Below are 21,660 nucleotides of genomic sequence, written 5' to 3' on the forward strand. Positions count from 1 at the left end.
CCGGCCGAGGGGCATCGGCCGGCACCGCCCCGGCTACTTCAGCACCTTTTCCGCCACCGCCGCCCGGGCGTCGCCGCCGTCGAAGGTTGCGACGCCTTCCAGCCACGGATCGACGACATCCGGATGGGCCTTGAGCCAGGCGCGCGCCGCCGCCTTCGGCTCCTGTCCCTCGTCCAGTATGGCGCCCATCATCTCGTTCTCCATATCCAGCGTAAAGCGGAGATTGCCGGCGAACCGCGCCACGTTCGGGCATTCCTCGCCATAGCCGGCGCGGATGTTGGTAAGCACCTCCGCGCCGCCATAGTTCGGGCCGAAATAGTCGTCGCCGCCGGCCAGATACTCGATCCGGAAACGCGTGTTCATGGGATGCGGCGCCCAGCCGAGGAAGACGACCCACCTTTCTGCACGGATGGCCTTGTCCACCTCGGCCAGCATGCCCTGCTCCGACGATTCGACGAGGTTCCATCCCTTGAGGCCGAAGTCGCCCTTGTCGATCATGTCCTGGATCATGCGGTTGCCGTTGTTGCCGGGCTCGATGCCGTAGATCTGCCGGCCGAAGCGGTCGGCGAATTTCTGCAGGTCGGCAAAGTCCCGGACGCCCGCCGCGGCCACGTAGTCGGGCACGGCGAAGGTGTATTTGGCACCGGTGAGATTGGTTCCCACGACCTCGATCGACCCGTCGTCGAGATAGGGCTTCCGGTCGGCCTCCATGCTCGGCTGCCAGTCGCCCAGATAGACGTCGACGTCCCTGTTCTTCATCGACGCATAGGTGACGGGTATGGACAGTATCTGCACCTGCGGACTGTAGCCCAGCGCCTCCAGGATGACGGATGCGGCCGCGGTCGTTGAGGCGATATCGGTCCAGCCGACATCGGAGAACCTCACCGTGCGGCAGCTTTCGGGCTCGCCCGCCTGCGCGGCGCCGAGGCCGAGCGCCATGACGGCGATCGCGATGCAAATGCTCCTCTTCATCTTGCGCACTCCCTGTTCCCTCTTTTTGAACGCAAACGGGGCGCTACCAGTGCGCCCCGCCGGTTATCTGGATGTTCTCCGCCGTGATCCCCCTGGCCGCCTCGCTGCACAGGAAGGCCACCGTCCCGGCGACCTCCCCCGGTTGTATGATGCGTTGCTGCGGGTTCTGCGCGGCGATGTCGGCCATGGCCTCGGCAGGGCTGCGGCCCCTGCCCTCGCGCGCCACCACCTGCTCGACATTGCGCCGCATCAGCTCGGTCTCGACCCAGGTCGGGCTGACCATGACGCAGGTGACCCCGTGCGGCGCACCTTCCAGCGCCACGCAGCGCGTCAGCCCGAGCAGGCCGGCCTTGGAGGCGCAATAGGCCGGGTTGTCCTTCCAGCCGACGCTCGCCGCCGTCGAGCCGATATTGACGATGCGCCCCCATTTGCGCTCGATCATGCCCGGCAGCACCTCGCGCGTGGTGCGGAACGCGCCGTTAAGGTTGGTGTCGAGGATCTTCAGCCACAGCTCGTCGGAATGGCCGCAGACCGGCTGCTCGGCCGTGGTGCCGGCGGCGTTGACGAGGATGTCGGCGGGGCCACAGATGACCTCGGCAGCGCCCAGGAAGCCCCGGATCGCGCCGGTGTCGCGCACGTCGAGATGGCCGGCGAAGACCTTCGCGCCATGCGCCTCCAGCGCGCCGCGCACGGCGACGATCTCGTCCGGGTCGGGATAGGCGGCGGCGTCGCCCTGCCGGCCCGCCGCCTCGCTGACATAGGAGCCGACGGCGACATTGGCGCCGGCCCTGGCCAGCTCATGCGCAATCGCCAGCCCCTGCCCGGTCAATCCGCCGGTGACGACGGCGGCGCGCCCTGAAAGGAAAGTCACCTGCCCTTCTCCTCCGCCAGCGGCTTGCCCAGCCAGTCGCGATAGAAGCCTTCAAGGTCCGGCTCGAAATCATGCACGACCGGATAGCCGGGCGCGGCGGCCTCGACCTCGTGCAGCGTGCCGCATTCGGGGCAGATGAACTCGCGGATCTCCATCCACTCGGGGTCGGGGATGTCGCTGTTCGGATAGATTTCGCGCAGCGCCTCCTCGCTGTCGCGCACCAGGATATGGGCATTGAGCTTCCAGTTCCGGCGATAGTCGCCGAAGGAATGGCCGCATTCGCATTTCGTCACCCGCTCGTCGCCGCTCTGGCAGATGAACAGATGGTCGGACACCGGCAACAGGATCGGGTCCTTCCAGGCGACGCGGTCCTGCAGCACCGCGATATATTTGAAGAAGCGGTCATCGTCCTTGTAGGCGCTCATGATGCGCCGCGTCTGCGGCCAGGGGAGCTGGCCGGAAACGAGGTCGGCGATGACTTCCTTGCTGTATGCGGTCATGTTCTCTCACTCCACGCCGAAGGTCGACCTGGCGTCGACGTTCCAGAAATCGGAAAAATCCCGGGCAAAGCGCGGCGACAGCCGGATCGCGCTGGCATACATCTTCTTCACCTCGGGCGCGAAATCGGCCGCCTTGACGCGCTCGCGCTCGGCCGCGATCCACTCCGGCACCGGCTTCGCCCGCGCCAGCCGCCGCGCCCGCATCTCGGCCCGGTGCCGCTTGGTGGCCTCCAGATTGGCGACCGGCAAGCCTTCCTCGTCCTCGTCCAGCACGATGCCGAACACGCCTTCCGCCGCCTCCCTGGTGAGGAAGCCGTTCTCGACGTCCCAGGCCGTCTTGAGCGGATCGCGCTCCAGCACGTCGCCATAGCCGCCGCCGCCATTGTAGGAATGGGTGAAGACGTCGCCGGCCTTGTGGGGGGCGGTGATGTAAGGTCCCTCCACCGTCACATGCTCGCCTTCCAGCCGCAGTTCCAGTTCCGAGCGATGCGGATTGGTGCCGGTATGATGGGCTAGCGGCGCGCCCTTCCCGGCCAGCTCGAAGATGTTGGTGTCGCGCACCGCCCGGTGCTTCTGGCAGGTCGGCGCCGGATAGCCGCCGCACATGCCGCCATTGTCGAACACGCGGCTGGAGTGCTCGGAGGTGACGAGCCTGAGATGATCGGTCTTGTTGACCAGCCAGGTCGAGAGGAAGGAGCAGCCGCCGCGATATTTGCCGGCACCGCCGGAATTGGGCACGATGGAGCGGCCGATATAGACCATCGGCATGTTCTGCTCCCATATCTCGATGTTGCCCATGTCGGATTCGGGGTTCCAGCCGACATAGGCCGTGTCGAGCCCGTCCTTGATGGCGAGCGCGCCGGAGCCCGCCGCCGCGCATTCGAAATGCGCCATGCCGAAGGGCGTGCCGTACTGGCTGGTGCCGCCCATCTCGATCATCGGCGAATTGACCTGGCCGACGAAAGCCTCCTCGACGAAGCCGCGGGCGACGAAGGAGCGCGACAAGAGCCGCTGGAACACGCCGTAGGCGGGCAAGAGCAGCGCCCACGACGTCGCCGTCGCCACCATCTCGTTGTCGGGATTGGTCCAGGTGCCCTCGGGCAATTTCAGCTCGGTCGCCATCCAGGCGCCGTCATTGACCAGCCCCTCGAAATTCATGTGCTGGGTCAGCGTCACGAACATGCCGCCATCCATGCCGGCCGGGGTGCAGTTCATGGAATGGTAGCCCCAGGGCTGGGTGCCCTCGAAGTCCATGGTGATCTTGCCGTCGGTGGAAATCTCCATCTCGATGGGAATGTTGTAGAGCCAGTCGGGATCGCCGAGCGGCTGGTAGCCCGGCTTGCCCTTGGTGACATGGCCGTAGAAGGTGTGGCCGCGATATTTGCCCGGCACGGTGAGCTGGCGGGTGCGGGCGAGCTGGGCGCGGCGGCCCTCCTCGATGAACTCCTTCGACACCTGCATCCAGTAGTCGAGGCCGATCTCGTCGATCAGCGCCTTGACGCTCTCGCGCATGTCGATGCACGAGGCCACCTTGGCCTTCTCGTCCAGCACCCAGTAGATCGGCATGCGCAGGTTGCGCTCGCAGCGGATGACGTAGTCGCGGCGCAGCTCGTCGTTCTCGCCGACCTTCTCGGCGCAGACGAACAGGCCTTCGGTGAAGCGCTCCTGCGCCAGCGCCACGTCGCCGCCCGGCGTGATGCCGCCCGCTTCCAGCTCGTGGCAGACGGCGCCGGCCCAGCCGACCAGCCTGCCGGAATGGTAGATCGGCATTACATCCATCACGTCCGGCACCTGCACGGTGCCGATGAAGGCGTCGTTGTTGGCGAAGATGTCGCCGTCGCGAATGCCGGGATTGTCCTCGTAGCCGTTGCGGATCATCCACTTGATGAACCGGCTCATGGTGTGGACATGCACCATGATGCCGTTGGAAAGCGCGATTGCATCGCCCTCGGGCGTGTAGATCGCCACCACCATCTCGCCCACCTCGCGCACGCCGGGCGAGGCGGAGATGCGCCGCGCCATCTCGCGGGCGGAGACGCAATAGGCGCGCAGCTTGGTGTGCAGCGTCTCGAACTTGAGCGGATCCTGGTTGCGCAGCGTCAGTTCGGTGATGCCGTCATAGCATCCGGTCTCGTCCATGAGCCGTTCGGAATCGATCAGCCGTTCACGAAGCGGCGCGGTCGGTCGGTTCAGCATGGGTTTCGCCTTCTCAAGCATGGGAAAGATTGATGGCAACGGCGGTTTGGTTATCGGGAGCGCCGGCTGCGCCCCTCACCTGCCTGCCGGCATCCTCTCCCCGCAAACGGGGAGAGGCAGGACTGCCGCTTCGGCTTCGCCAGTCGCCGACGTTGCAGAGTTGGTGCCTGCGTTGCGGCCAGCCACTCTCTCCCCGTTTACGGGGAGAGATGCCCGGCAGGGCAGTGAGGGGCAGCACCGGCGGCGACAAAGGAAGCCAGGCGGAGATCATTTCACCCTCACCCATGCGCGTAGTGCAGCAGCGTCCATTCATCGACGAAGACGCGGTCCTGCGGATGCACCACCAGCGTGGTCGCCGGGTGCTCGATGATGGCCGGGCCGTTCACCTCATGGCCGGGCTGGAGCAGGTCCATCTCGTAGAGATCGGCCTTGTGCCAGCGCCCGCCGATATAGGCCTCGCGCACGCCCTTGTGGGCGGCGGAAGGATCGGAGGCGCCGAGCGGGCGCCTGATCAGCACCGGCTTGACCTTCTCGGCCGTGGCCACCAGCCCCAGCTCGGTGATGGAGAAGCCCGCCTCGCCATAGCGCGACACCCGGTGGTTGACCTTGGCGTAGACGTTCTCGAAGGCGGCGATGACGGCGCGCATGTCGTCGGCGGAGCGGACCTCGGAAAGCGGCGCCGAAACCTCGACGTCCTCGAGCTGGCCGGTGTAGCGCATCATCAGGAACGGCACCGTCCTGATCCGGTCGCGCGGGTGGCCGTCGGCCTCCATCTCGGCCACCGCCGCGCGGGTGAGGTCTTCCCACACCGCGGTGATGCGGGCGCCGAAATCCTTCAGTTCCTCGTCGCCGGCCCGCGCCCCGATGTCGAGCTGGGTCGACACCGAATGGCGGCGCATGAAATCGGCCGTGGTGCAGCCGAAGGCCGAGAACGCCGCCGCGAACTGGAAGGTGATGATGTCGCGGAAGGCGATGCCGCGCGCGCAGCCGGCCAGGTGCAGCGGGCCGGAGCCGCCATAGGAGAGGAGCGTGAATTCGGAGGGATGGATGCCCTGGCCGGAGATCACCCGGCGCAGCGCGTTGTTGGCATCGGTCTCCAGCATCTCGATCATGCCTTCGGCCGCCTCCTCGACGCCGACGCCCAGAATGTCGGCGCATTTCGCCTTGAACGCCTGGCGCGCCTTCTCGACCTGCAGCTTGACCTTGCCGCCGAGGAAATAGTCCGGATTGAGCCGGCCGAGGATGGCATCGCAATCGGCGATGGTCGGCTCGGTGCCGCCCCTGTCGAAGCAGATCGGGCCGGGATCGGAACCGGCGCTTTCCGGCCCGAGCGACACCTTCTTCGTCAGCGGATCGACCTTCAGGATCATGCCCGCGCCCGCCCCGATCGTGTCGAGATGCAGCGTCGGCACGTTGAGCTTGAAGCGGTCCATCAGCGGCTCGTTCTCGATGCGCGTCTGTCCGCGGGTGATGACGCCCATGTCGAAGGAGGTGCCGCCCATGTCCGAGCAGATCAGCGAATCGTTGCCGATCAGCTTGCCGACATAGGCCGCGCCCAGGATGCCGCCGATCGGCCCCGAGATCATGGTCTCGTGCAGGCGCGGATGGTTGATGGAGGTCAGGCCGCCGAAGGACAAAAGCGTCTGCACGCCGTAGCGGAAGCCGTATTTCTTGGAGATGTCCTCGATGCCCTTGAGCTGCTTGCGGCCGCGCGAGGTGGCATAGGCCTCGATCAGCACCGAGTTGAGCCGCGACTGCTCGCGGATCACCGGGCGCACCTCGTGCGAGGTGTAGACGGTGATGTCGGCGCCGGCCTTGTCGATCTCCTCGCGGCAGATCTCGGCGATGCGCTTCTCGTGCACCGGATTGACGTGGGCGAAGATGGTCATGATGCAGATCGCGTCGACCTTGTCCGCGATCAGCTTCCGCGCCGCCGCATGCACCTCGTGCTCGTAGAGCGGCAGGACGACGTCGCCGAACTGGTCGACACGCTCGGTCACGCCGTGGGTGCGGCGGCGCGGCACCAGCGGGTCGGGGTGGTGATGGGTCACCGCATGCAGGCGGTCGGCATAGGAATAGTCGGCCCAGGTCTGCAGTCCGCGGCCCATCAGCACCATGTCCTCCAGCCCCTTGGTGGTGATGAGGCCCAGCCGGCGGCCGGTGCGCGACAGCAGCGTGTTGAGCATGCCGGTGCCCGAATAGAGCACCACGTTGACGCCGGAAAACAGCGCTTCGAGCGAGATGCCCCAGGCGTCGGCGGCGTCCTCGGCCGAGGCCAGGAAGCCTTCGGCTTCGTTGGCCGGCGTGGTGGCGGACTTGCCGATCTTGAAGTGGCCGTCCTGATCCACAAGAATGGTGTCGGTCATGGTGCCGCCGGCATCGATGCCGATGACGATGGGCCGGGTCGTGCTGAGTTCGGTCACGGTCGCCTTCCAGGTCGCTGGCTTGATGATGACCGAGGCTAACGGCAGTGGCGGGCGGCGCGCCATATGCCTAAAGGCACAATGACGCCTCGGGACGGAACGCCGAGGATGCGACATGGGGAACGGTAGATTGTGGCAGACACTCGCGCGCGCCATCGCGGCCAACGGCTGTGACGAGCATGTCGACCGCCTGATCGATCTGATCGGCGCCGACATCGATCACGACCTGATCACCGTCACCCGCTATTCGGCGACGAAGATGCCGGAATTCGTCAAGCACCGGCGCTTTTCCGACGAGATGGTGCGGCGCTATCTGGAGAGCTACTACGTCTACGATCCGTTCTACGCCTCATGGCGGCGCGAGCGTCGGCTCGGCATCGTGCCGCTGCGGGCACTGGCCGGGGACGAGGCCAAGCGCGGCCAGTACATCGCCGAGTTCCTGGCCAAGTCGCAGATATGCGACGAGGTCGGCATCCTGCTGGCCGACGGCGGCGACTGGTGCCTCGGCATCTTCCTCGACCGCACCAGCCGGCCGTTCCGCTCCGGCGAGATCGCCGTGCTCAACGAGCGCCTGCCGGTGTTCGCCGCGCTCCACGCGCAGGACCTGCGCACCCGCGACGCGGAATTCTCCCGCACCCAGGCGCCCGTGCTGCCCGGCGCGTCGCCGCGGCGCGAGCCGCGCCTGCCTGCCGGCCTGTGGCCGGAACTGAGCGCGCGCGAACGCGAGCTGGTGTCGCTGGTGCTGGCCGGCCATCCGACCGCGACCATCGCCCAGCGCCTCGGCATCACCGTGGGCACGGCCAAGAACCATCGCCGCCGCATCTACGACAAGCTCGACATCACCACGGAGCGGGAGCTGTTCCTCCAGTTCTTCGAACACGCGCTGGCCGCGTGACGCGCCGGTTCCGGGAACGGCCTGGAGGCGGGCCTTAACCCGGCTCTCCCGGTTCGCCCGGCCTGCCGTTCTCCACCACTTCGGAAGAACGCTCGCTGACGGCGGTGAAGGTCGGCACATGCGGGCTCTGCTCGGTGCGGTCGCGGTAGAGCGCGGCCCGCGCCAGCAGCATCAGCGTCACCGGCGTGGTCACGGTGACGAACACCGCGATCAGCAGTTCGTGCAGCACCGGCCGCCCCTCGGTCATGGTGAAGAACAGCATCGAGGCGAGCAGGATGCCGCCCGTGCCCCATGTGGTGCCCATCGTCGGCGAATGGACGCGCTTGTAGAAACTGTCGAGGCGCACCAGCCCGATGGCGCCGAGCAGCGTTAGCCCCGAGCCCAGCAGCAAAAGCAGGGCGACCAGCAGCGCCGCCCACAGCGGCAGGTCGGCGGCGGCGCTCATTCGATCACCTCGCCGCGCATCAGGAACTTGGCCAGCGCCGAGGTCGACACGAAGCCGAGCAGCGCGATCACCAGCGCCGCCTCGAAATAGAGCGTCGAGCCGGTGCGGATGCCGAAGGTGACCAGGATCAGCATGGCACACACATAAAGCGCGTCGAGGGCCAGCACCCTGTCCTGCGCCCGCGGCCCCCGGAACAGCCGCACCACGCAGCACAGCGCCGCCAGCGCCAGGAAGAGCTGCGAAATTGTGACGGCCCAGACCAGAATGGTGGCGCTCATTCGAAGATCTCCATCAAGAGGGCTTCATAGCGGTCCTTGATCAGCTCGCTCCACGAGTCCTCGCTCAGCACGTCGAGCACGTGGATCAGCAGCAGGTCCTCGGCCGAGCGGTATTCCACCCAGGCCGTGCCCGGCGTGCTGGTGATGATGCAGGCGAGGAAGGCAAGGCCGGTCGGGTCGCGCAATTGCAACGGAATGGCCACGAAGCCGGAGGTGACCTCGAGGTTGCGCCCGCCCAGCACGATACGGGCGACGGCGATGTTGGAGCGCAAAATGTCGACGAAGACGATGCCCATCAGCCGGGCGATCCGGCTCCAGCGGCGGACGCGCGGCTTCGACGGCTGCAGGGCCGACATGGTCCACGCCGCGACCAGCGCGATGACGGCGCCGAGCAGCAGATGGCCGGGGGTGAAGCCGTTGAGCAGCAGCCACATCAGGAGCAGCGCGGCGGCCAGCAGCGGATAGGGAAGCACGCGCGTCATTGGCCGGCCTCCATCTTGGGCGACGGCACCTGGCGCGCCGACAGCACGCCCTCGATATAGGCGTCCGGCGCATGCAGGGCCTGCGAGGTCGCGTCGACATAGGCCATCACCGGCCCCGCCTTCACCGTCATCACCACGCACAGCGCCAGAAGCAGGGCGATGGGCGCGAACTCCACCACCAGCACGCGCGGCACCACGCCCTCGATCGGCGGCGCCCAGAAGGTGCGGATGCCGACGCGCAGCATGGCGACCATGGCGAACAGGCCGGAAATGATGAGGACGGCGAGGAAGGCCCAGGCCATGCCGGAAATCGAGCCGTCGTCGCCGGTCGACAGCGCCGCCGACAGGAGCGCGAACTTGCCGAGGAAGCCGGAAAGCGGCGGCATGCCGGCCAGCAGCAGCCCGCACAGCACGAAGCAGATGCCGAGGATGGCCAGCGTCGCCGGCAGCGTCACGCCCACTTCCTCGACGACCTCTTCCTCCTCCGGATCGTCGCCATAGGCTTCCATGGTCACGGCCAAAACGTTGGCGGCCGGGTCCTGCGAGCGGTCGACCAGCTCGACCAGCAGGAACAGCGCGCCGATCGTCAGCGTCGAGGAGACGAGGTAGAACAGGGCGCCCGCCGTGACCCCGGCATCGGCCATGCCGACCGCCGCCAGCAGCGTGCCCGACGAAACCAGCACGCTGTAGGAGGCCAGCCGCGCCATGGCCTGCGAGGCGAGCACGCCGATGGTGCCGAAGCCCATCGTCACCAGCCCGGCGGTGAGCAGGCCGACATCGCCGAAGCTGGCCGATTCGCCGGCCCGCGCGCCGAGCAGCAGCGGCGACAGGCGCAGCACCGCATAGACGCCGACCTTGGTCATGATCGAGAACAGCGCCGCCACCGGCGCGGCGGCGGCCGAATAGGCACCGGGCAGCCAGAAGCACAGCGGCCACATGCCCGCCTTGGTCAGGAAGGCGATGCCGAGAATGGCGGTGCCGGCCTCCAGCAGGGCGCGGTCCTGCGGCGCCACGGCCGGGATGCGCACGGCGAGGTCGGCCATGTTGAGCGTTCCGGCGACTCCGTAGATCAGGCTGACGCCGATCAGGAACAGCATCGAGGCGGCGAGGTTGACGGCGATATAGTGCATGCCGAAGCGCACCCGCGTCACGCCCGAGCCGTGCAGCATCAGGCCGTAGGAGGCGGCCAGCAGGACCTCGAAGAAGACGAACAGGTTGAACAGGTCGCCGGTGAGGAAGGCGCCGCTCAGGCCCATCAGCAGGAACTGGAACAGCGAATGGAAATGCTGGCCGCCCTTGTGCCAGCGCGCCAGCGAGAACACCAGCGCGGCATTCGCCAGCAGCGCCGTGAGCAGCAGCATCAGCGCCGACAGCCGGTCGACCACGAGAACGATGCCGAACGGCGCCGCCCAGTTGCCAAGCAGGTAGACGCTGGCCACCGAGCCCTCGACATCGGCCTGCGCCACGAGCAGGCAGGCGATGCCGAGCAGGCCGAGCGTCGCGGCGACATTAACCAGCGACTTGAAGATGTGGCGCCGCTCGTCGAACAAAAGCAGGAAGGCGCCGGTGAGCAGCGGCAGGATGATCGGCGCGATGTCGAGATGATTGGCGAGCTGCATCACGGCTCCCTGCCGTCGACATGGTCGGAGCCGGTCAGGCCGCGCGCCACCAGGAGCACCACCAGGAACAGCGCCGTGGTGGCGAAGCCGATGACGATGGCGGTCAGCACCAGCGCCTGCGGGACCGGGTCCGTATAGGCGGCCGGATCGGCGATGCCGGACCCGTCCAGCACCGGCGGCGCGCCGCTGCGCAGCCGCCCCATGGAGAAGATGAACAGGTTGACGCCATAGGCGATCAGCGACAGGCCGACGATCACCTGATAGGTGCGCGGACGCAGCAGCAGCCACACGCCGGAGCCCACCAGCACGCCGATGCCGAGCGAAAGGGTCAGTTCGGTCATTGGGCCTCCTGCTCCGCAGGCACGGCCGTCTTGGCCACGCGCAGCTTGCGGATCGACTGGTGCGCCAGGGCGATCAACATCAGCACGGTGGCGCCGACCACCAGAGCAAAGACGCCGAGGTCGAAGAACAGCGCGGTTGCCGCCGGCACCTTCCCGATCACCGGCAGCTCGACATATTGCGCGTGGGAGGTGAGGAAGGGATAGCCCAGCGCCCACGAGCCCATGCCGGTGGCGCCGGCGATCAGCAGGCCCCAGCCGATCCACTTCACCGGCAGCACCCGCAGCCGTTCCTCGACCCAGCGCGTGCCGGCAGCCAGATATTGCAGGATGAAGGCCGAGGCCAGCGCGATGCCGGCCACGAAGCCGCCGCCCGGCAGGTCATGGCCGCGCAGGAACAGGTAGGCCGACAGCACGATGATGACCGGGAACAGCCATTGCATGATCACCGACGGCACGTAGAGATAGTCGCCGGCGATGGTGCCGCCGCCCGGCTTGGCCGCCGGATCGTCGGCGGACTGGTGGCGCTGCTGCTCGGTCGAGCCGACACTGTCGGGCGCCGGGCGGAAACGGCGCAGCAGCACGAAGACGGTGATCGCCACGATGCCGAGAACGGTGATCTCGCCGAAGGTGTCGAAGCCGCGGAAATCGACGAGGATGACGTTGACGATGTTGGTGCCGCCGCCCAGCGAATAGGCGTTCTCGATGAAATAGTCGGCGATGGTCTGCGGCGGCTGCCGGACCATGACCGCATAGGAGATCAGCGCCATGCCGAGCCCGCAGGCGATCGCCATGAGGAAGTCGCGATAGCGGCGCAGCTTCGACCACAGGGCCTGCGCCGGCGTCTCGACCTCCTCGATGCGCTGCGGCAGCCAGCGCAGCCCGAGCAGGATCAGCACCGTGGTGACCACCTCGACCAGAAGCTGGGTCAGCGCCAGGTCGGGCGCCGACAGCCACACGAAGGTGATGCAGGTGACCAGTCCCGCGCCGCTCAGCAGCGCCAGGGCGACAAGGCGGTGGAACTTGGCCTGGTAGGCGGCGCCCACCGCACAGGCCATGCCCAGCACCCACAGCATGGTGAACACGAAGTCGCTGCTGCCGGGCAGCTTCACCTGCGGCAGCATCGGGCCGCGCCACAGCGACAGCACGGCGGCGGCAAGGGCGATGGCGACGAGCACGCGAAGCTGCGGCTGCAACCTTCTGGTGGCGAGCCAGGCTTCGAGGAAGCGCGCCCAGCGCCACGAGACGGTGACCATGACCTGCTCGAAAATGCGCTGGCCGTTGATGCGCCGGAAGAACGGAGGTCCCTCCTCGCTGGTCGCCAGATAGGTGCGGATTACCAGAAACATCAGCGTCCCGGCCACAAGCGCCATGATGCTCATCATCAGCGGCAGGGTGAAGCCGTGCCAGACGGCGAGGCTGTAATAGGGGGTGGCATCGCCCAGCACCGAGACCACGGCGCTGTGCAGATAGGGACCGACGGTGCGGCCGGGAACGACGCCGACGACAAGGCAGATCAGCACCAGCAGGAACACCGGCAGGCGCATGAAGAAGGGCGGTTCGTGCGGCTCGTGCGGCAGCGGCTCGGGCGCGGTGCCGAAGAAGACGCCGTAGATGAAGCGCACCGAATAGGTGACCGCGAAGGCGCTGGCGATGACGGCCGCGTAGGGCGCGATGGTGTCGAGCCAGGAATCGGCGTGGTGCTCGATCGCCTCGGCGAAGAACATCTCCTTGGACAGGAAGCCGTTGAGCAGCGGCACGCCCGCCATGGCCGCGCTCGCCACCATGGCCAGCGTCGCCGTGATCGGCATGGCGCTGAGCAGGCCGCCGAGGCGCCGCATGTCGCGCGTTCCGGTTTCGTGATCGATGATGCCGGCGGCCATGAACAGCGACGCCTTGAAGGTGGCATGGTTCATCATGTGGAAGATGGCCGCCACCGCGCCCAGCGGGCTGCCGAGGCTGAGCAGCATGGTGATGAGGCCGAGATGGCTGATCGTCGAATAGGCCAGCAGGCCCTTGATGTCCTGCTGGAAGATGGAGAAGAAGGCGCCCAGCACCAGCGTGATCATGCCGGCGAGGCCGACGATGAAGAACCATTCATAGGTGCCCGCCAGGACCGGCCACATCCGCGCCATCAGGAACACGCCGGCCTTGACCATGGTCGCCGAGTGCAGGAAGGCCGACACCGGCGTCGGCGCGGCCATGGCGTTGGGCAGCCAGAACTGGAACGGGAACTGGGCGCTCTTGGTGAAGGCGCCGAGCAGGACCAGGATCAGGATCGGCGTGTAGAGGTCATGCTCGCGCAACAGGTCGCCGGAAGCCAGCACCTCGTCGAGATCGTAGCTGCCCACCACATGGCCGATGAGCAGCATGCCGGCCAGCAGCGCCAGCCCGCCGATGCCGGTGACGGTGAGCGCCATGCGCGCGCCGTCGCGGGCGGCCGGTGTGTGATACCAGTAGCCGATCAGCAGGAAGGAGAAGACGCTGGTCAGTTCCCAGAAGATGACGAGCTGGATGATGTTGCCCGACAGCACGATGCCCAGCATCGAGCCGGTGAAGGCCAGGAAGAACATGTAGAAGCGCGGGATCGGGTCTTCCGGCGACATGTAGTAGCGCGTGTAGACCACGACCAGGAAGCCGATGCCGGAGATCAGCAGCGCGAACATCCAGGCGAAGCCGTCGAGGCGGAAGACCAGGTCGAGCCCCAGTTCCGGCACCCAGCCTATGGTTTGCCGAACCGCATTGCCGGTGGCGATGTCGGGATAGGCCAGCAGAACCAGGATCAGCAGGACGAGCATGACGCCGCCCGACAGCCACGCCTCGGCGTTGCGCGCATTGGCGGGCAGCAGCACGGCGACGGCGCTGGCCACGAAGGGCAGCACAATCATCCAGATAAGAGACGCGCCGCCCAACATGCGGAGATCCTTGGAAAGAAAGCGAGACGATATTGCCTGATTTCATCCATTATGGTTGAATCTACCGGCGTACCGCAAGGGCCGATCGATGCAAATATTACCTGAGCAGTGTCGGGCCGCACGCGGCCTGCTGAACTGGACGCAGGACCGGCTTGCCCAGGCCGCCGGCGTCTCGCGCAGCACGATCAAGGATTTCGAATGCCACCGCCACGCGCTTCAGCGCGGATCGGAGGAGCTGGTCATCGGCGCGTTCACGCGCTGCGGGGTGAGGCTTTTGTTCGATGCGGACGGCGCCGGCGTCGGCGTGCGCATGGAAAAGCCGGAAAAACTGTCCGCCCAGGCCAGGTCGTGACGAACAAAAAGGTCGGCCGCGCTGGGCGCGGCCGACCTTGGACAGACTGCTGGGAAAGACCGCCCGCGGTCAGCCCCTGACCTGCGGGACGGCCGCGTCGAGGGCCTTCCTGAAGGCATCGACCATGTCGTCGACCTGCTTCTCGGTGATGATGAGCGGCGGGCAGAAGGCCAGCGTGTCGGCCATGTTGCGCGAGATGACGCCGTTTTCCTGGAGCAGGCCGTTGACGAGGCCGCCGAGCGCGCCGGCATTCCTCCACGGCGTCTTGGCCTGCTTATCGCCCACCAGCTCGACCGCACCGATGAGGCCGACGCCGCGCACCTCGCCGACCAGCTCGTGGCCGGCCAGTTCGCGCAGGCGCTTCTGCATGTGGGCGCCCACGGTGCGGGCATTGCCGACCAGATCGCGCTCCTCGATCAGCTTCAGGTTCTCCAGCGCCACCGCCGCGGCGACCGGATGGCCGCCGGCGGTGAAGCCGTGGCCGAAGGTGCCGATGCGGTTGCTCTCGTCGGCCAGCGGCGCATAGACCCTCTCGTTGATGAGCAGCGCCGAGATCGGCAGGTAGGACGAGGAAATCTGCTTCGACATCACCAGGATGTCGGGCTTGATGTCGAAGGTCTGGCAGCCGAACATGTTGCCGGTGCGGCCGAAGCCGCAGATCACCTCGTCGGCGACCAGCAGGATGTCATACTTGGCCAGCACCGCCTGGATCTTCTCCCAATAGGTGGCCGGCGGCACCACGACGCCACCCGCGCCCATCACCGGCTCTCCGATGAAGGCGGCGACCGTTTCCGGCCCCTCGGCCAGGATGAGCTGCTCCAGCTCCTCGGCCAGGCGCGTGGCGAAGGCCTCCTCGCTCTCGCCGGCCAGGGCGTCGCGATAATGGTGCGGGGTGCCGGTGTGCAGCACATTGGCAATCGGCAGGTCGAAGGAGATCTGGTTGTTGGGCAGGCCGGTGAGGCTCGCCGAGGCGATGGTGACGCCGTGATAGCCGCGCTTGCGCGAGATGATCTTCTTCTTCTGCGGCTGGCCGAGCGCGTTGGAACGGTACCAGACCATCTTCATCGCAGTGTCGTTGGCTTCCGAACCGGAATTGGTGAAGAAGGCCTTGCTCATCGGCACCGGCGCCATCGACACCAGCTTCTCGGCCAGGTCGATGACCGGCGAATGCCCCTTGTGGGTGAAATTGTGGTAGAAGGGCAGCTTCTTCATCTGCCGCGTCGCGGCGTCGACCAGACGCTGCTCGGAGAAGCCGACCGCCACGCTCCACAGGCCCGCCATCGCCTCGATATAGCGCTTGCCCGACGCGTCCTCGACATAGATGCCGTCGCCCTTCTCGATGATCAGCGGCCCGATTTCCTCGTGCTTGCGCGCATTGGTGTAGGAATGAAGGTGGTAGCGGATGTCGCGGGCTTCGGCGGAATTCGGCTGGGTGGTCATGTCAGATCCCTGATTGCGAGGCGCGGCCACTTGAGAAAAGCAATGCCTTGCCATTCGGTGTGTGATGCATCATGTTTTTCATCAGGTCGATTGTCAATGTCGGGTCGATTGGTCCACGACGCGACGGAATGGAAGCCGCATGCAGCCATCTTTCAGCCTGGAGGCGCTTGAGAAGGAGAATCTCGGCGAGACGGTCTATGGCCGGCTGGCCGAGGCGCTGATGAAAGGCCGCTTCGCGCCCGACGCGCGGCTGACCATCCGCGAACTGGCCCAATCGCTCGGCACCAGCGTCACCCCGGTGCGCGACGCCATCCTGCGGCTGATCCAGGACGAGGCGCTGGTGCAGAAATCGGCGCGCGAGGTGCGCGTGCCGGTGATGACGCCGGAGCGCTACCGCGAGATCCGCCTGATCCGCCTGAAGCTCGAAGGGCTGGCCGCGCGCGAGACGGCGCTGCGGGCCGGAGCGGACGACATCAGGCGGCTGGGGGACCTCGTCGCCCGCAACGAAAAGGCCATCGCCCGCAAGGACTGGGCCGAAGCGCTGGAGCTGAACCAGACCTTCCATTTCGCGCTGGCCGACATTGCCGGCCTGCCCCTGCTGCGCGGTATCCTGCACCGGCTGTGGCTGCAGATGGGGCCGCTGATCGCCGAGGCCTACGAGCCGGGCGGGCGGGTGATGATCGACCACCACCACGCGCTGCTCAGGGCGGTCGAGGCGCATGACGCCGACGCCGCCGAGCGGGCCATCGCCAGCGACATCGGCGATGCCGCCGACATCATCCTCGAACGCCTTGCGACCCGTCTCGACACAGCCGGGGCCCGACACTGATGGAGGAGGTCGACTGCATCGTCGCCGGCACCGGCGTCGTCGGGCTGGCCGTGGCGCGCGCGCTTGCCGGCCGTGGCCACGAAGTCCTCGTGCTGGAAGCGGCGGACGCCATCGGCACCGGCATCAGCTCGCGCAATTCCGAGGTCATCCATGCCGGGCTCTACTATCCGCCCGGATCGCTGAAGGCCGAGCTTTGCGTCGCCGGCCGCGCCATGCTCTACGGCTACTGCGCCGAGCGCGGCATCGCCCACCGCCGCTGCGGCAAGCTGATCGTGGCGACCGGCGCGGGGCAGGAACAGGCGCTGGCCGCCATCGCCGACAATGCCCGCGCCAGCGGCGCCGGCGAATTGCGGCAGCTCACCGCCGCCGAGGCCCGGGCGCTGGAGCCGGCGCTGTCCTGCACCGCCGCCCTGCTGTCGCCCCAGACCGGCATCGTCGACAGCCACGCGCTGATGCTGTCGCTGCTGGGCGACGCGGAGGCCGCAGGGGCGATGCTCGGCCTCAACACCGAAATCGTCTCGGGCCGGATCGAGGCGGACCGCATCGTGCTGACGACGCGGAACGCCCAGGGCGGCGACATATTCGAGATCGCCACGCGCCGTCTCGTCAACGCGGCGGGGCTCGGCGCGGTGGCGCTGGCGGGCGCGCTCGACGGTCTCGATCCGCGCTTCGTGCCGGCGCTGCGCTACGCCAAGGGCAACTATTTCTCGGTGGCGGGCCGCGCGCCGTTCCGGCACCTCATCTATCCGGTGCCGGAACCCGGCGGGCTCGGCATCCATCTGACGCTGGACCTGAACGGCATCGCCCGCTTCGGGCCCGATGTCGAATGGGTCGACGGCCTCGACTATGCCGTCGATCCGGCCCGCGCGGAACGCTTCTACGGCGCCATCCGCACCTATTGGCCGGGCCTGCCGGACGACGCCCTGCAGCCGGCCTATAGCGGCATCCGCCCAAAACTTTCCGGCCCCGGCGAGGCCAATGCCGACTTCGTCATCCAGGGACCGAAGGCGCACGGCATTGCCGGCCTCGTCAACCTGTTCGGCATCGAAAGCCCCGGCCTCACCTCCTGCCTCGCCATCGCCGGGCGCGTGGCCGAGAGCCTCGAAACCAAAAAATAAGGCCGGGACGATCCCGGCCTTGGAGCGACGCCGATTCGGGCGGGCTTGCCTCTCATCCCCTACCGGCTGTCCGCAACGTCGACGCCCCCTCTCCCTGCTTGCGGGGTGAGGGTGAGGGTGAGGGTGAGGGGGCCGTTGCCGGCAGAAGCCGAAAGGCTCACACGCCGGACTGGCTGACGAACTTGGTGACGAGGTAGGCCTCGAGGGCCTCGGTTCCGCCCTCGGAGCCGTAGCCGCTGTCCTTGACGCCGCCGAACGGCACTTCCGGCAGGGCCAACCCCAGATGGTTGAGGGTCAGCATGCCCGTCTCCAGTTCCTGTCCCAGCGCCGTCGCCGTCTTCGCCGACGAGGTGAAGGCGTAGGCGGCAAGCCCGTAGGGCAGCCGGTTCGACTCGGCCACCACCTCCTCGAAGCCCTTGAACGGGGCCACCAGCGCCACCGGCCCGAACGGCTCCTCGTTCATGATGCGCATGTCGCGGGTCACGCCCGACAGCACCGTCGGCTCGTAGAAGCTGCCCTTGTTGCCGATGCGCTTGCCGCCGGTTTCCAGCTTCGCGCCCTGGCTGACCGCCTCGGCAATCAGCGCATCGACCGCCTGCACCCGGCGCTCGTTGACCAGCGGTCCCATCTTCGTGCCCTCGGCCAGGCCGTCCCCCACCTTCACGTCGCGCAGCTTGCCGACGAATTTTTCAAGGAACGGCTGGTACGCCTTTTCCTGGATCATGAAGCGGGTGGGCGACACGCACACCTGGCCCGCATTGCGCAGCTTCGAGGCCGCCAGCAGGTCGGCCGCCTTGTCGAGATCGGCATCGTCGAACACGATGGCCGGCGCATGGCCGCCAAGCTCCATCGTCGCCCGCTTCATGTGCTGCCCGGCCAGCGCCGCCAGATGCTTGCCGACCGGCACCGAGCCGGTGAACGACACCTTGCGGATCACCGGATGCGGCACCAGGTAGCCCGAAATGTCCGGCGGGTTGCCGTAGACGAGGTTGAGCACGCCGTCGGGCAGGCCGGCATCCTTGAAGATGTCGGCCAGCGCGGCCGGCGAGGCCGGCGTCTCTTCCGGCGGCTTGACGATGATCGAGCAGCCGGTGGCAAGGGCGGCGCCGATCTTGCGCACCGCCTGCGAGACCGGGAAGTTCCACGGCGTGAAGGCGGCGACCGGGCCGACCGGCTCCTTGACGACGAGCTGGTAGATGCCCTCGGCCCGCGCCGGCACGATGCGGCCATAGGTGCGGCGGCCTTCCTCGGCGAACCAGTCGATGATGTCGGCCGAGCCGTTGATCTCGGCCATCGCCTCGGCCAGCGGCTTGCCCTGCTCGGTGGTCAACAGCTCGGCGATGCGCGGCGCGCGCTCACGCAGCAGCCGCGCCGCCTCGCGCAGAACCTTGCCGCGCTCGAAGGGCGAGACCTTGCGCCAGATCCTGAAGCCGCGCTCGGCCGCCGCCAGCGCCCGGTCGAGATCGGCCCGGGTGGCGCAGGCCACCGTCCCGATAACCTCACCCGTCGCCGGGTTCTGGACGTCCAGCGTCCTGCCGTCCGAAGCCGCGCCCCAGGCGCCGTCGATGAAAAGTCCTACCTGCGGATACATGATGCCATCCCGTTACATGCGACCGGTGTCGTGGAGTTGCGAAATCGAATGCGCCGCCTATAGCGCTCCCGGCGGGGCCGGCGCTCGCGCCACACTGGTCTAAACGATTGGTCCTGCGGATGGGAGGGCCTCGCGCCGGTCATGTCGTCGCATGGCTTGCAAAGGGCAGCGCCGCCGGTGATGATAACCTCATCAATAGTTGAGGTTGTTGCATGTCCAGGAAACCGGCCCCGGTGCTCGCCGTGGGCGAGGTGGCGCGGCGCAGCGGCATCGCCGTCTCCACCGTGCATTTCTACGAGGCCAAGGGGCTGATCGAAGGCTGGCGCACGGAAGGCAACCAGCGCCGCTACCATCGCGCGGTGCTGCGCCGCATCGCCATCATCCGCATCGCCCAGCGCGCCGGCATCCCGCTGGCCCGCATCCGCGAGGCGCTGACCGACCTGCCGCACGATCATGTGCCGAATGCGCGCGACTGGCAGCACTTCACCGATGCTTGGCGCGGCATGCTGGAGGACCGCATCACCCGCCTCATCCAGCTTCGCGACCAGATCGCGAGCTGCATCGGCTGCGGATGCCTGTCGCTGGAGGAATGCCCGCTGCGCAACCCGGACGATGCGCTGGGCGAAGAGGGCCCCGGCCCGCGGCGCCTGAAATTGCCCTGACAGCGGAGCCGGGCCCCTTGACCTCAACCATGCTTGAGGTCCTACAAGCCCTGTCGGCAATCAACAGGAGCCGACAATGGATTCGATCGATACGACTTGTGCGCCACCCGCCCCGGCGGGCTGGGGCGACCTCTTTTCGGGCGGCAACGCCATGCCGGTGCTGGTTCTGGCCGGCGGGGTGACGCTCTATTCCGTCAACATGTACATCGCCATCACCGTCATGCCCTCGGTGGTGCAGGAGATCGGCGGGCTCGACTTCTACGCCTGGACCATGACGCTGTTCGTCGTCGGCTCCATCCTGGGCGCGGCACTTGCGGCCAACCTGCTGCGCCAGTGGGGACCGCGCGGCGCCTATTTCATCGCGTCGGTGCTGTTCGCCGCCGGCACGCTGACCTGCGCCATGGCGCCAACCATGTCGGTCATGCTCATCGGCCGCACGCTTCAGGGCCTCGGCGGCGGCTTCCTCTATGCGCTGGCCTATGCGCTCACCCGCATCGTGCTGCCGGAGCGCGTCTGGGGCCGGGCCATCGGCCTGATCTCGGCCGTGTTCGGCATCGCCACGCTGGTGGGTCCGGCCATCGGCGGCATCTTTGCCGATCAGGGCTCGTGGCGGACCGCCTTCTGGTCGCTGCTTCCCTTCGCCCTCGCCTTCGCGCTGCTTGCCCTCTTCGCCTTCCCGCGCAAGAGCAGCGACAGGAACGAGCGCGCGCCGGTGCCGGTGCTACAGCTCATCCTGCTGACGCTGGCCGTGCTGGCGGTTTCGGCAGGCGGCCTGTCGAGCGAGACGCAATGGGCCGCGGCCGGCCTGATCGGCGCGCTGGTGCTGATCGTGCTGATCGCACGCACCGATGCGATCGCCAGTGCCCGCCTGCTGCCGCGCCGCTCCTTCCGCTTCTCCTCCGCGCTCGCGCCGCTCTATCTCAGCGTCGCGCTGCTGATGCTGTCGATGCAGCCGGAAATCTACGTGCCCTACATGCTCCAGCAACTGCATGCCCAGACACCCCTGTGGGCCGGCTATCTGGCTGCCATGATGTCGATGGGCTGGACGCTGGGCTCGCTGCTGTCGTCGCGCCGCCAGTCCGATAGCAAGGTCATGCTGGGTATTGGCCCCGCGCTCACCTTCATCGGTCTGGTCATCCTCGCCATCTGCCTGCCGGTTCAGGGCGACGGCTCATGGATGTGGCTGGGTCCGATCTGCCTCGCGCTGATCCTCGTGGGACTTGGCATCGGCATTGCCTGGCCGAACCTCGTCACCGAAGTCTACCGCAGCGCGCCCGCCGACGAGCAGGATCTGGCGACCGGCGGGATGACCACGGTGCAGCTCTTCGCCATCGCCATGGGCACGGCCCTTGCCGGCATGATCTCCAATACCGCCGGCATCGGTACGCCCGGCGGCGTCGAGGGGGCCGCATCCGCCGCCTTCTGGGTCTGCGCCCTGTTCGCGCTCGCGCCGGCGATCGGCGTGCTCGTGGCGAGCCACATCCAGGGTCGCTCCTGACCCTGGAGCACGGTGCCACCCGCCGGAGTCCGCGCCATTCCCCCTGGCGGCCGGCACTTCGGCCGGGCAGGTGTCGCTCCCCTGCCATCTCCTGCCCATCCGGCGCCGTGCCACCCATCCCGCCCCATGTCCCCTCGGGGCGGGATGGGTTTTTCATTTCCGAAACCATGCCGCGAAAAGAAGACCAATATGTTGACATAAAGATATCTTTATGCGATTTCCCAAACTTCGCATCG

Annotated in this window: 19 protein-coding genes; 6 read left to right on the forward strand and 13 right to left on the reverse strand. The window is 67.4% G+C overall.

Annotated features, from left to right (window positions below; translation table 11 throughout):
• Positions 1-33: 33 nt before the first annotated feature.
• The 5 genes from ACVCNR_RS09465 to ACVCNR_RS09485 all read right to left on the reverse strand — a co-directional run bounded on the left by ACVCNR_RS09465 (position 34) and on the right by ACVCNR_RS09485 (position 6,962).
• Entirely contained in the window at positions 34-972 is a 939-nt protein-coding gene (locus tag ACVCNR_RS09465) for a choline ABC transporter substrate-binding protein (protein WP_447074552.1), read from the reverse strand.
• A gap of 43 nt (positions 973-1,015) precedes the next feature.
• Positions 1,016-1,843 (reverse strand): SDR family NAD(P)-dependent oxidoreductase, encoded by an 828-nt coding sequence (locus ACVCNR_RS09470; RefSeq protein ID WP_447074553.1) that lies wholly within the window; start codon positions 1,841-1,843, stop codon positions 1,016-1,018.
• Complete coding sequence (locus ACVCNR_RS09475; RefSeq protein ID WP_447074554.1) at positions 1,840-2,343, reverse strand: acetone carboxylase subunit gamma; 504 nt, start codon at positions 2,341-2,343, stop codon at positions 1,840-1,842. Before ACVCNR_RS09475 ends, ACVCNR_RS09470 begins: the two co-directional genes overlap by 4 nt.
• A gap of 6 nt (positions 2,344-2,349) precedes the next feature.
• Positions 2,350-4,539, reverse strand: a complete 2,190-nt coding sequence (locus ACVCNR_RS09480; RefSeq protein WP_447074556.1) for a hydantoinase B/oxoprolinase family protein — start codon at positions 4,537-4,539, stop codon at positions 2,350-2,352.
• A 278-nt stretch (positions 4,540-4,817) separates the two neighbouring features.
• Entirely contained in the window at positions 4,818-6,962 is a 2,145-nt protein-coding gene (locus tag ACVCNR_RS09485; protein WP_447074557.1) for a hydantoinase/oxoprolinase family protein, read from the reverse strand.
• Positions 6,963-7,077: 115 nt separating this feature from the next.
• Between ACVCNR_RS09485 and ACVCNR_RS09490 the strand changes: the two genes are divergently transcribed.
• Entirely contained in the window at positions 7,078-7,857 is a 780-nt protein-coding gene (locus ACVCNR_RS09490; protein ID WP_354193376.1) for a helix-turn-helix transcriptional regulator, read from the forward strand.
• A gap of 34 nt (positions 7,858-7,891) precedes the next feature.
• On the opposite strand, the gene mnhG is transcribed toward ACVCNR_RS09490, so the two are convergent.
• From mnhG to ACVCNR_RS09520, 6 genes are read right to left on the reverse strand one after another with little or no spacing between them, the layout of a single operon-like run.
• Complete coding sequence (mnhG, locus tag ACVCNR_RS09495) at positions 7,892-8,302, reverse strand: monovalent cation/H(+) antiporter subunit G (RefSeq protein WP_447074559.1); 411 nt, start codon at positions 8,300-8,302, stop codon at positions 7,892-7,894.
• Positions 8,299-8,580 carry a K+/H+ antiporter subunit F gene (locus tag ACVCNR_RS09500; RefSeq protein WP_447074560.1) on the reverse strand — a complete coding sequence of 94 codons (282 nt, stop codon included), beginning with the start codon at positions 8,578-8,580 and terminating at the stop codon, positions 8,299-8,301. The genes mnhG and ACVCNR_RS09500 overlap by 4 nt, the downstream gene beginning before the upstream one ends.
• Positions 8,577-9,062 (reverse strand): Na+/H+ antiporter subunit E, encoded by a 486-nt coding sequence (locus ACVCNR_RS09505; protein ID WP_447074561.1) that lies wholly within the window; start codon positions 9,060-9,062, stop codon positions 8,577-8,579. The genes ACVCNR_RS09500 and ACVCNR_RS09505 overlap by 4 nt, the downstream gene beginning before the upstream one ends.
• Positions 9,059-10,681, reverse strand: coding sequence for a monovalent cation/H+ antiporter subunit D (locus ACVCNR_RS09510; RefSeq protein WP_354193370.1), 1,623 nt, complete (start codon positions 10,679-10,681; stop codon positions 9,059-9,061). The genes ACVCNR_RS09505 and ACVCNR_RS09510 overlap by 4 nt, the downstream gene beginning before the upstream one ends.
• Entirely contained in the window at positions 10,681-11,022 is a 342-nt protein-coding gene (locus ACVCNR_RS09515) for a Na+/H+ antiporter subunit C (protein ID WP_354193368.1), read from the reverse strand. Before ACVCNR_RS09515 ends, ACVCNR_RS09510 begins: the two co-directional genes overlap by 1 nt.
• Positions 11,019-13,934 carry a monovalent cation/H+ antiporter subunit A gene (locus ACVCNR_RS09520; protein WP_435521540.1) on the reverse strand — a complete coding sequence of 972 codons (2,916 nt, stop codon included), beginning with the start codon at positions 13,932-13,934 and terminating at the stop codon, positions 11,019-11,021. The genes ACVCNR_RS09515 and ACVCNR_RS09520 overlap by 4 nt, the downstream gene beginning before the upstream one ends.
• An 88-nt stretch (positions 13,935-14,022) precedes the next feature.
• Here ACVCNR_RS09520 and ACVCNR_RS09525 point away from each other — a divergent pair, with 88 nt between their 5' ends.
• Entirely contained in the window at positions 14,023-14,286 is a 264-nt protein-coding gene (locus ACVCNR_RS09525; RefSeq protein ID WP_354193367.1) for a helix-turn-helix domain-containing protein, read from the forward strand.
• Positions 14,287-14,355: 69 nt separating this feature from the next.
• On the opposite strand, the gene ACVCNR_RS09530 is transcribed toward ACVCNR_RS09525, so the two are convergent.
• Complete coding sequence (locus tag ACVCNR_RS09530) at positions 14,356-15,726, reverse strand: aspartate aminotransferase family protein (protein WP_447074563.1); 1,371 nt, start codon at positions 15,724-15,726, stop codon at positions 14,356-14,358.
• A gap of 139 nt (positions 15,727-15,865) precedes the next feature.
• On the opposite strand from ACVCNR_RS09530, the gene ACVCNR_RS09535 reads away from it, so the two are divergent.
• Both ACVCNR_RS09535 and ACVCNR_RS09540 read left to right on the forward strand, forming a co-directional pair.
• Complete coding sequence (locus ACVCNR_RS09535; RefSeq protein WP_447074564.1) at positions 15,866-16,555, forward strand: GntR family transcriptional regulator; 690 nt, start codon at positions 15,866-15,868, stop codon at positions 16,553-16,555.
• Positions 16,555-17,673, forward strand: a complete 1,119-nt coding sequence (locus ACVCNR_RS09540) for an NAD(P)/FAD-dependent oxidoreductase (RefSeq protein ID WP_447074566.1) — start codon at positions 16,555-16,557, stop codon at positions 17,671-17,673. Before ACVCNR_RS09535 ends, ACVCNR_RS09540 begins: the two co-directional genes overlap by 1 nt.
• Before the next feature lie 157 nt (positions 17,674-17,830).
• Here the strand turns inward: ACVCNR_RS09540 and ACVCNR_RS09545 are convergent, their stop codons facing one another.
• Positions 17,831-19,264, reverse strand: coding sequence for an NAD-dependent succinate-semialdehyde dehydrogenase (locus tag ACVCNR_RS09545; protein ID WP_447074567.1), 1,434 nt, complete (start codon positions 19,262-19,264; stop codon positions 17,831-17,833).
• A gap of 212 nt (positions 19,265-19,476) precedes the next feature.
• Between ACVCNR_RS09545 and soxR the strand changes: the two genes are divergently transcribed.
• Together soxR and ACVCNR_RS09555 are read left to right on the forward strand one after the other, a co-directional pair.
• Positions 19,477-19,926, forward strand: a complete 450-nt coding sequence (gene soxR / locus ACVCNR_RS09550) for a redox-sensitive transcriptional activator SoxR (protein WP_354193359.1) — start codon at positions 19,477-19,479, stop codon at positions 19,924-19,926.
• Positions 19,927-20,002: 76 nt separating this feature from the next.
• Positions 20,003-21,424 carry an MFS transporter gene (locus tag ACVCNR_RS09555; RefSeq protein ID WP_354193358.1) on the forward strand — a complete coding sequence of 474 codons (1,422 nt, stop codon included), beginning with the start codon at positions 20,003-20,005 and terminating at the stop codon, positions 21,422-21,424.
• Positions 21,425-21,660 lie beyond the last annotated feature (236 nt).

Source organism: Aquamicrobium terrae (assembly GCF_052978165.1).

Excerpts from the sequence above, each read along its gene's own strand:
- ACVCNR_RS09480 (WP_447074556.1), bottom strand. The coding sequence starts at position 4,539 with ATGCTGAACCGACCGACCGCGCCGCTTCGTGAACGGCTGATCGATTCC.
- ACVCNR_RS09505 (WP_447074561.1), bottom strand. The coding sequence starts at position 9,062 with ATGACGCGCGTGCTTCCCTATCCGCTGCTGGCCGCCGCGCTGCTCCTG.
- ACVCNR_RS09490 (WP_354193376.1), top strand. The coding sequence starts at position 7,078 with ATGGGGAACGGTAGATTGTGGCAGACACTCGCGCGCGCCATCGCGGCC.
- ACVCNR_RS09500 (WP_447074560.1), bottom strand. The coding sequence starts at position 8,580 with ATGAGCGCCACCATTCTGGTCTGGGCCGTCACAATTTCGCAGCTCTTC.
- ACVCNR_RS09530 (WP_447074563.1), bottom strand. The coding sequence starts at position 15,726 with ATGACCACCCAGCCGAATTCCGCCGAAGCCCGCGACATCCGCTACCAC.
- ACVCNR_RS09555 (WP_354193358.1), top strand. The coding sequence starts at position 20,003 with ATGGATTCGATCGATACGACTTGTGCGCCACCCGCCCCGGCGGGCTGG.
- ACVCNR_RS09540 (WP_447074566.1), top strand. The coding sequence starts at position 16,555 with ATGGAGGAGGTCGACTGCATCGTCGCCGGCACCGGCGTCGTCGGGCTG.
- ACVCNR_RS09535 (WP_447074564.1), top strand. The coding sequence starts at position 15,866 with ATGCAGCCATCTTTCAGCCTGGAGGCGCTTGAGAAGGAGAATCTCGGC.
- ACVCNR_RS09525 (WP_354193367.1), top strand. The coding sequence starts at position 14,023 with ATGCAAATATTACCTGAGCAGTGTCGGGCCGCACGCGGCCTGCTGAAC.
- ACVCNR_RS09475 (WP_447074554.1), bottom strand. The coding sequence starts at position 2,343 with ATGACCGCATACAGCAAGGAAGTCATCGCCGACCTCGTTTCCGGCCAG.
- mnhG (WP_447074559.1), bottom strand. The coding sequence starts at position 8,302 with ATGAGCGCCGCCGCCGACCTGCCGCTGTGGGCGGCGCTGCTGGTCGCC.
- ACVCNR_RS09510 (WP_354193370.1), bottom strand. The coding sequence starts at position 10,681 with ATGCAGCTCGCCAATCATCTCGACATCGCGCCGATCATCCTGCCGCTG.
- ACVCNR_RS09545 (WP_447074567.1), bottom strand. The coding sequence starts at position 19,264 with ATGTATCCGCAGGTAGGACTTTTCATCGACGGCGCCTGGGGCGCGGCT.
- soxR (WP_354193359.1), top strand. The coding sequence starts at position 19,477 with ATGTCCAGGAAACCGGCCCCGGTGCTCGCCGTGGGCGAGGTGGCGCGG.
- ACVCNR_RS09520 (WP_435521540.1), bottom strand. The coding sequence starts at position 13,934 with ATGTTGGGCGGCGCGTCTCTTATCTGGATGATTGTGCTGCCCTTCGTG.
- ACVCNR_RS09465 (WP_447074552.1), bottom strand. The coding sequence starts at position 972 with ATGAAGAGGAGCATTTGCATCGCGATCGCCGTCATGGCGCTCGGCCTC.
- ACVCNR_RS09515 (WP_354193368.1), bottom strand. The coding sequence starts at position 11,022 with ATGACCGAACTGACCCTTTCGCTCGGCATCGGCGTGCTGGTGGGCTCC.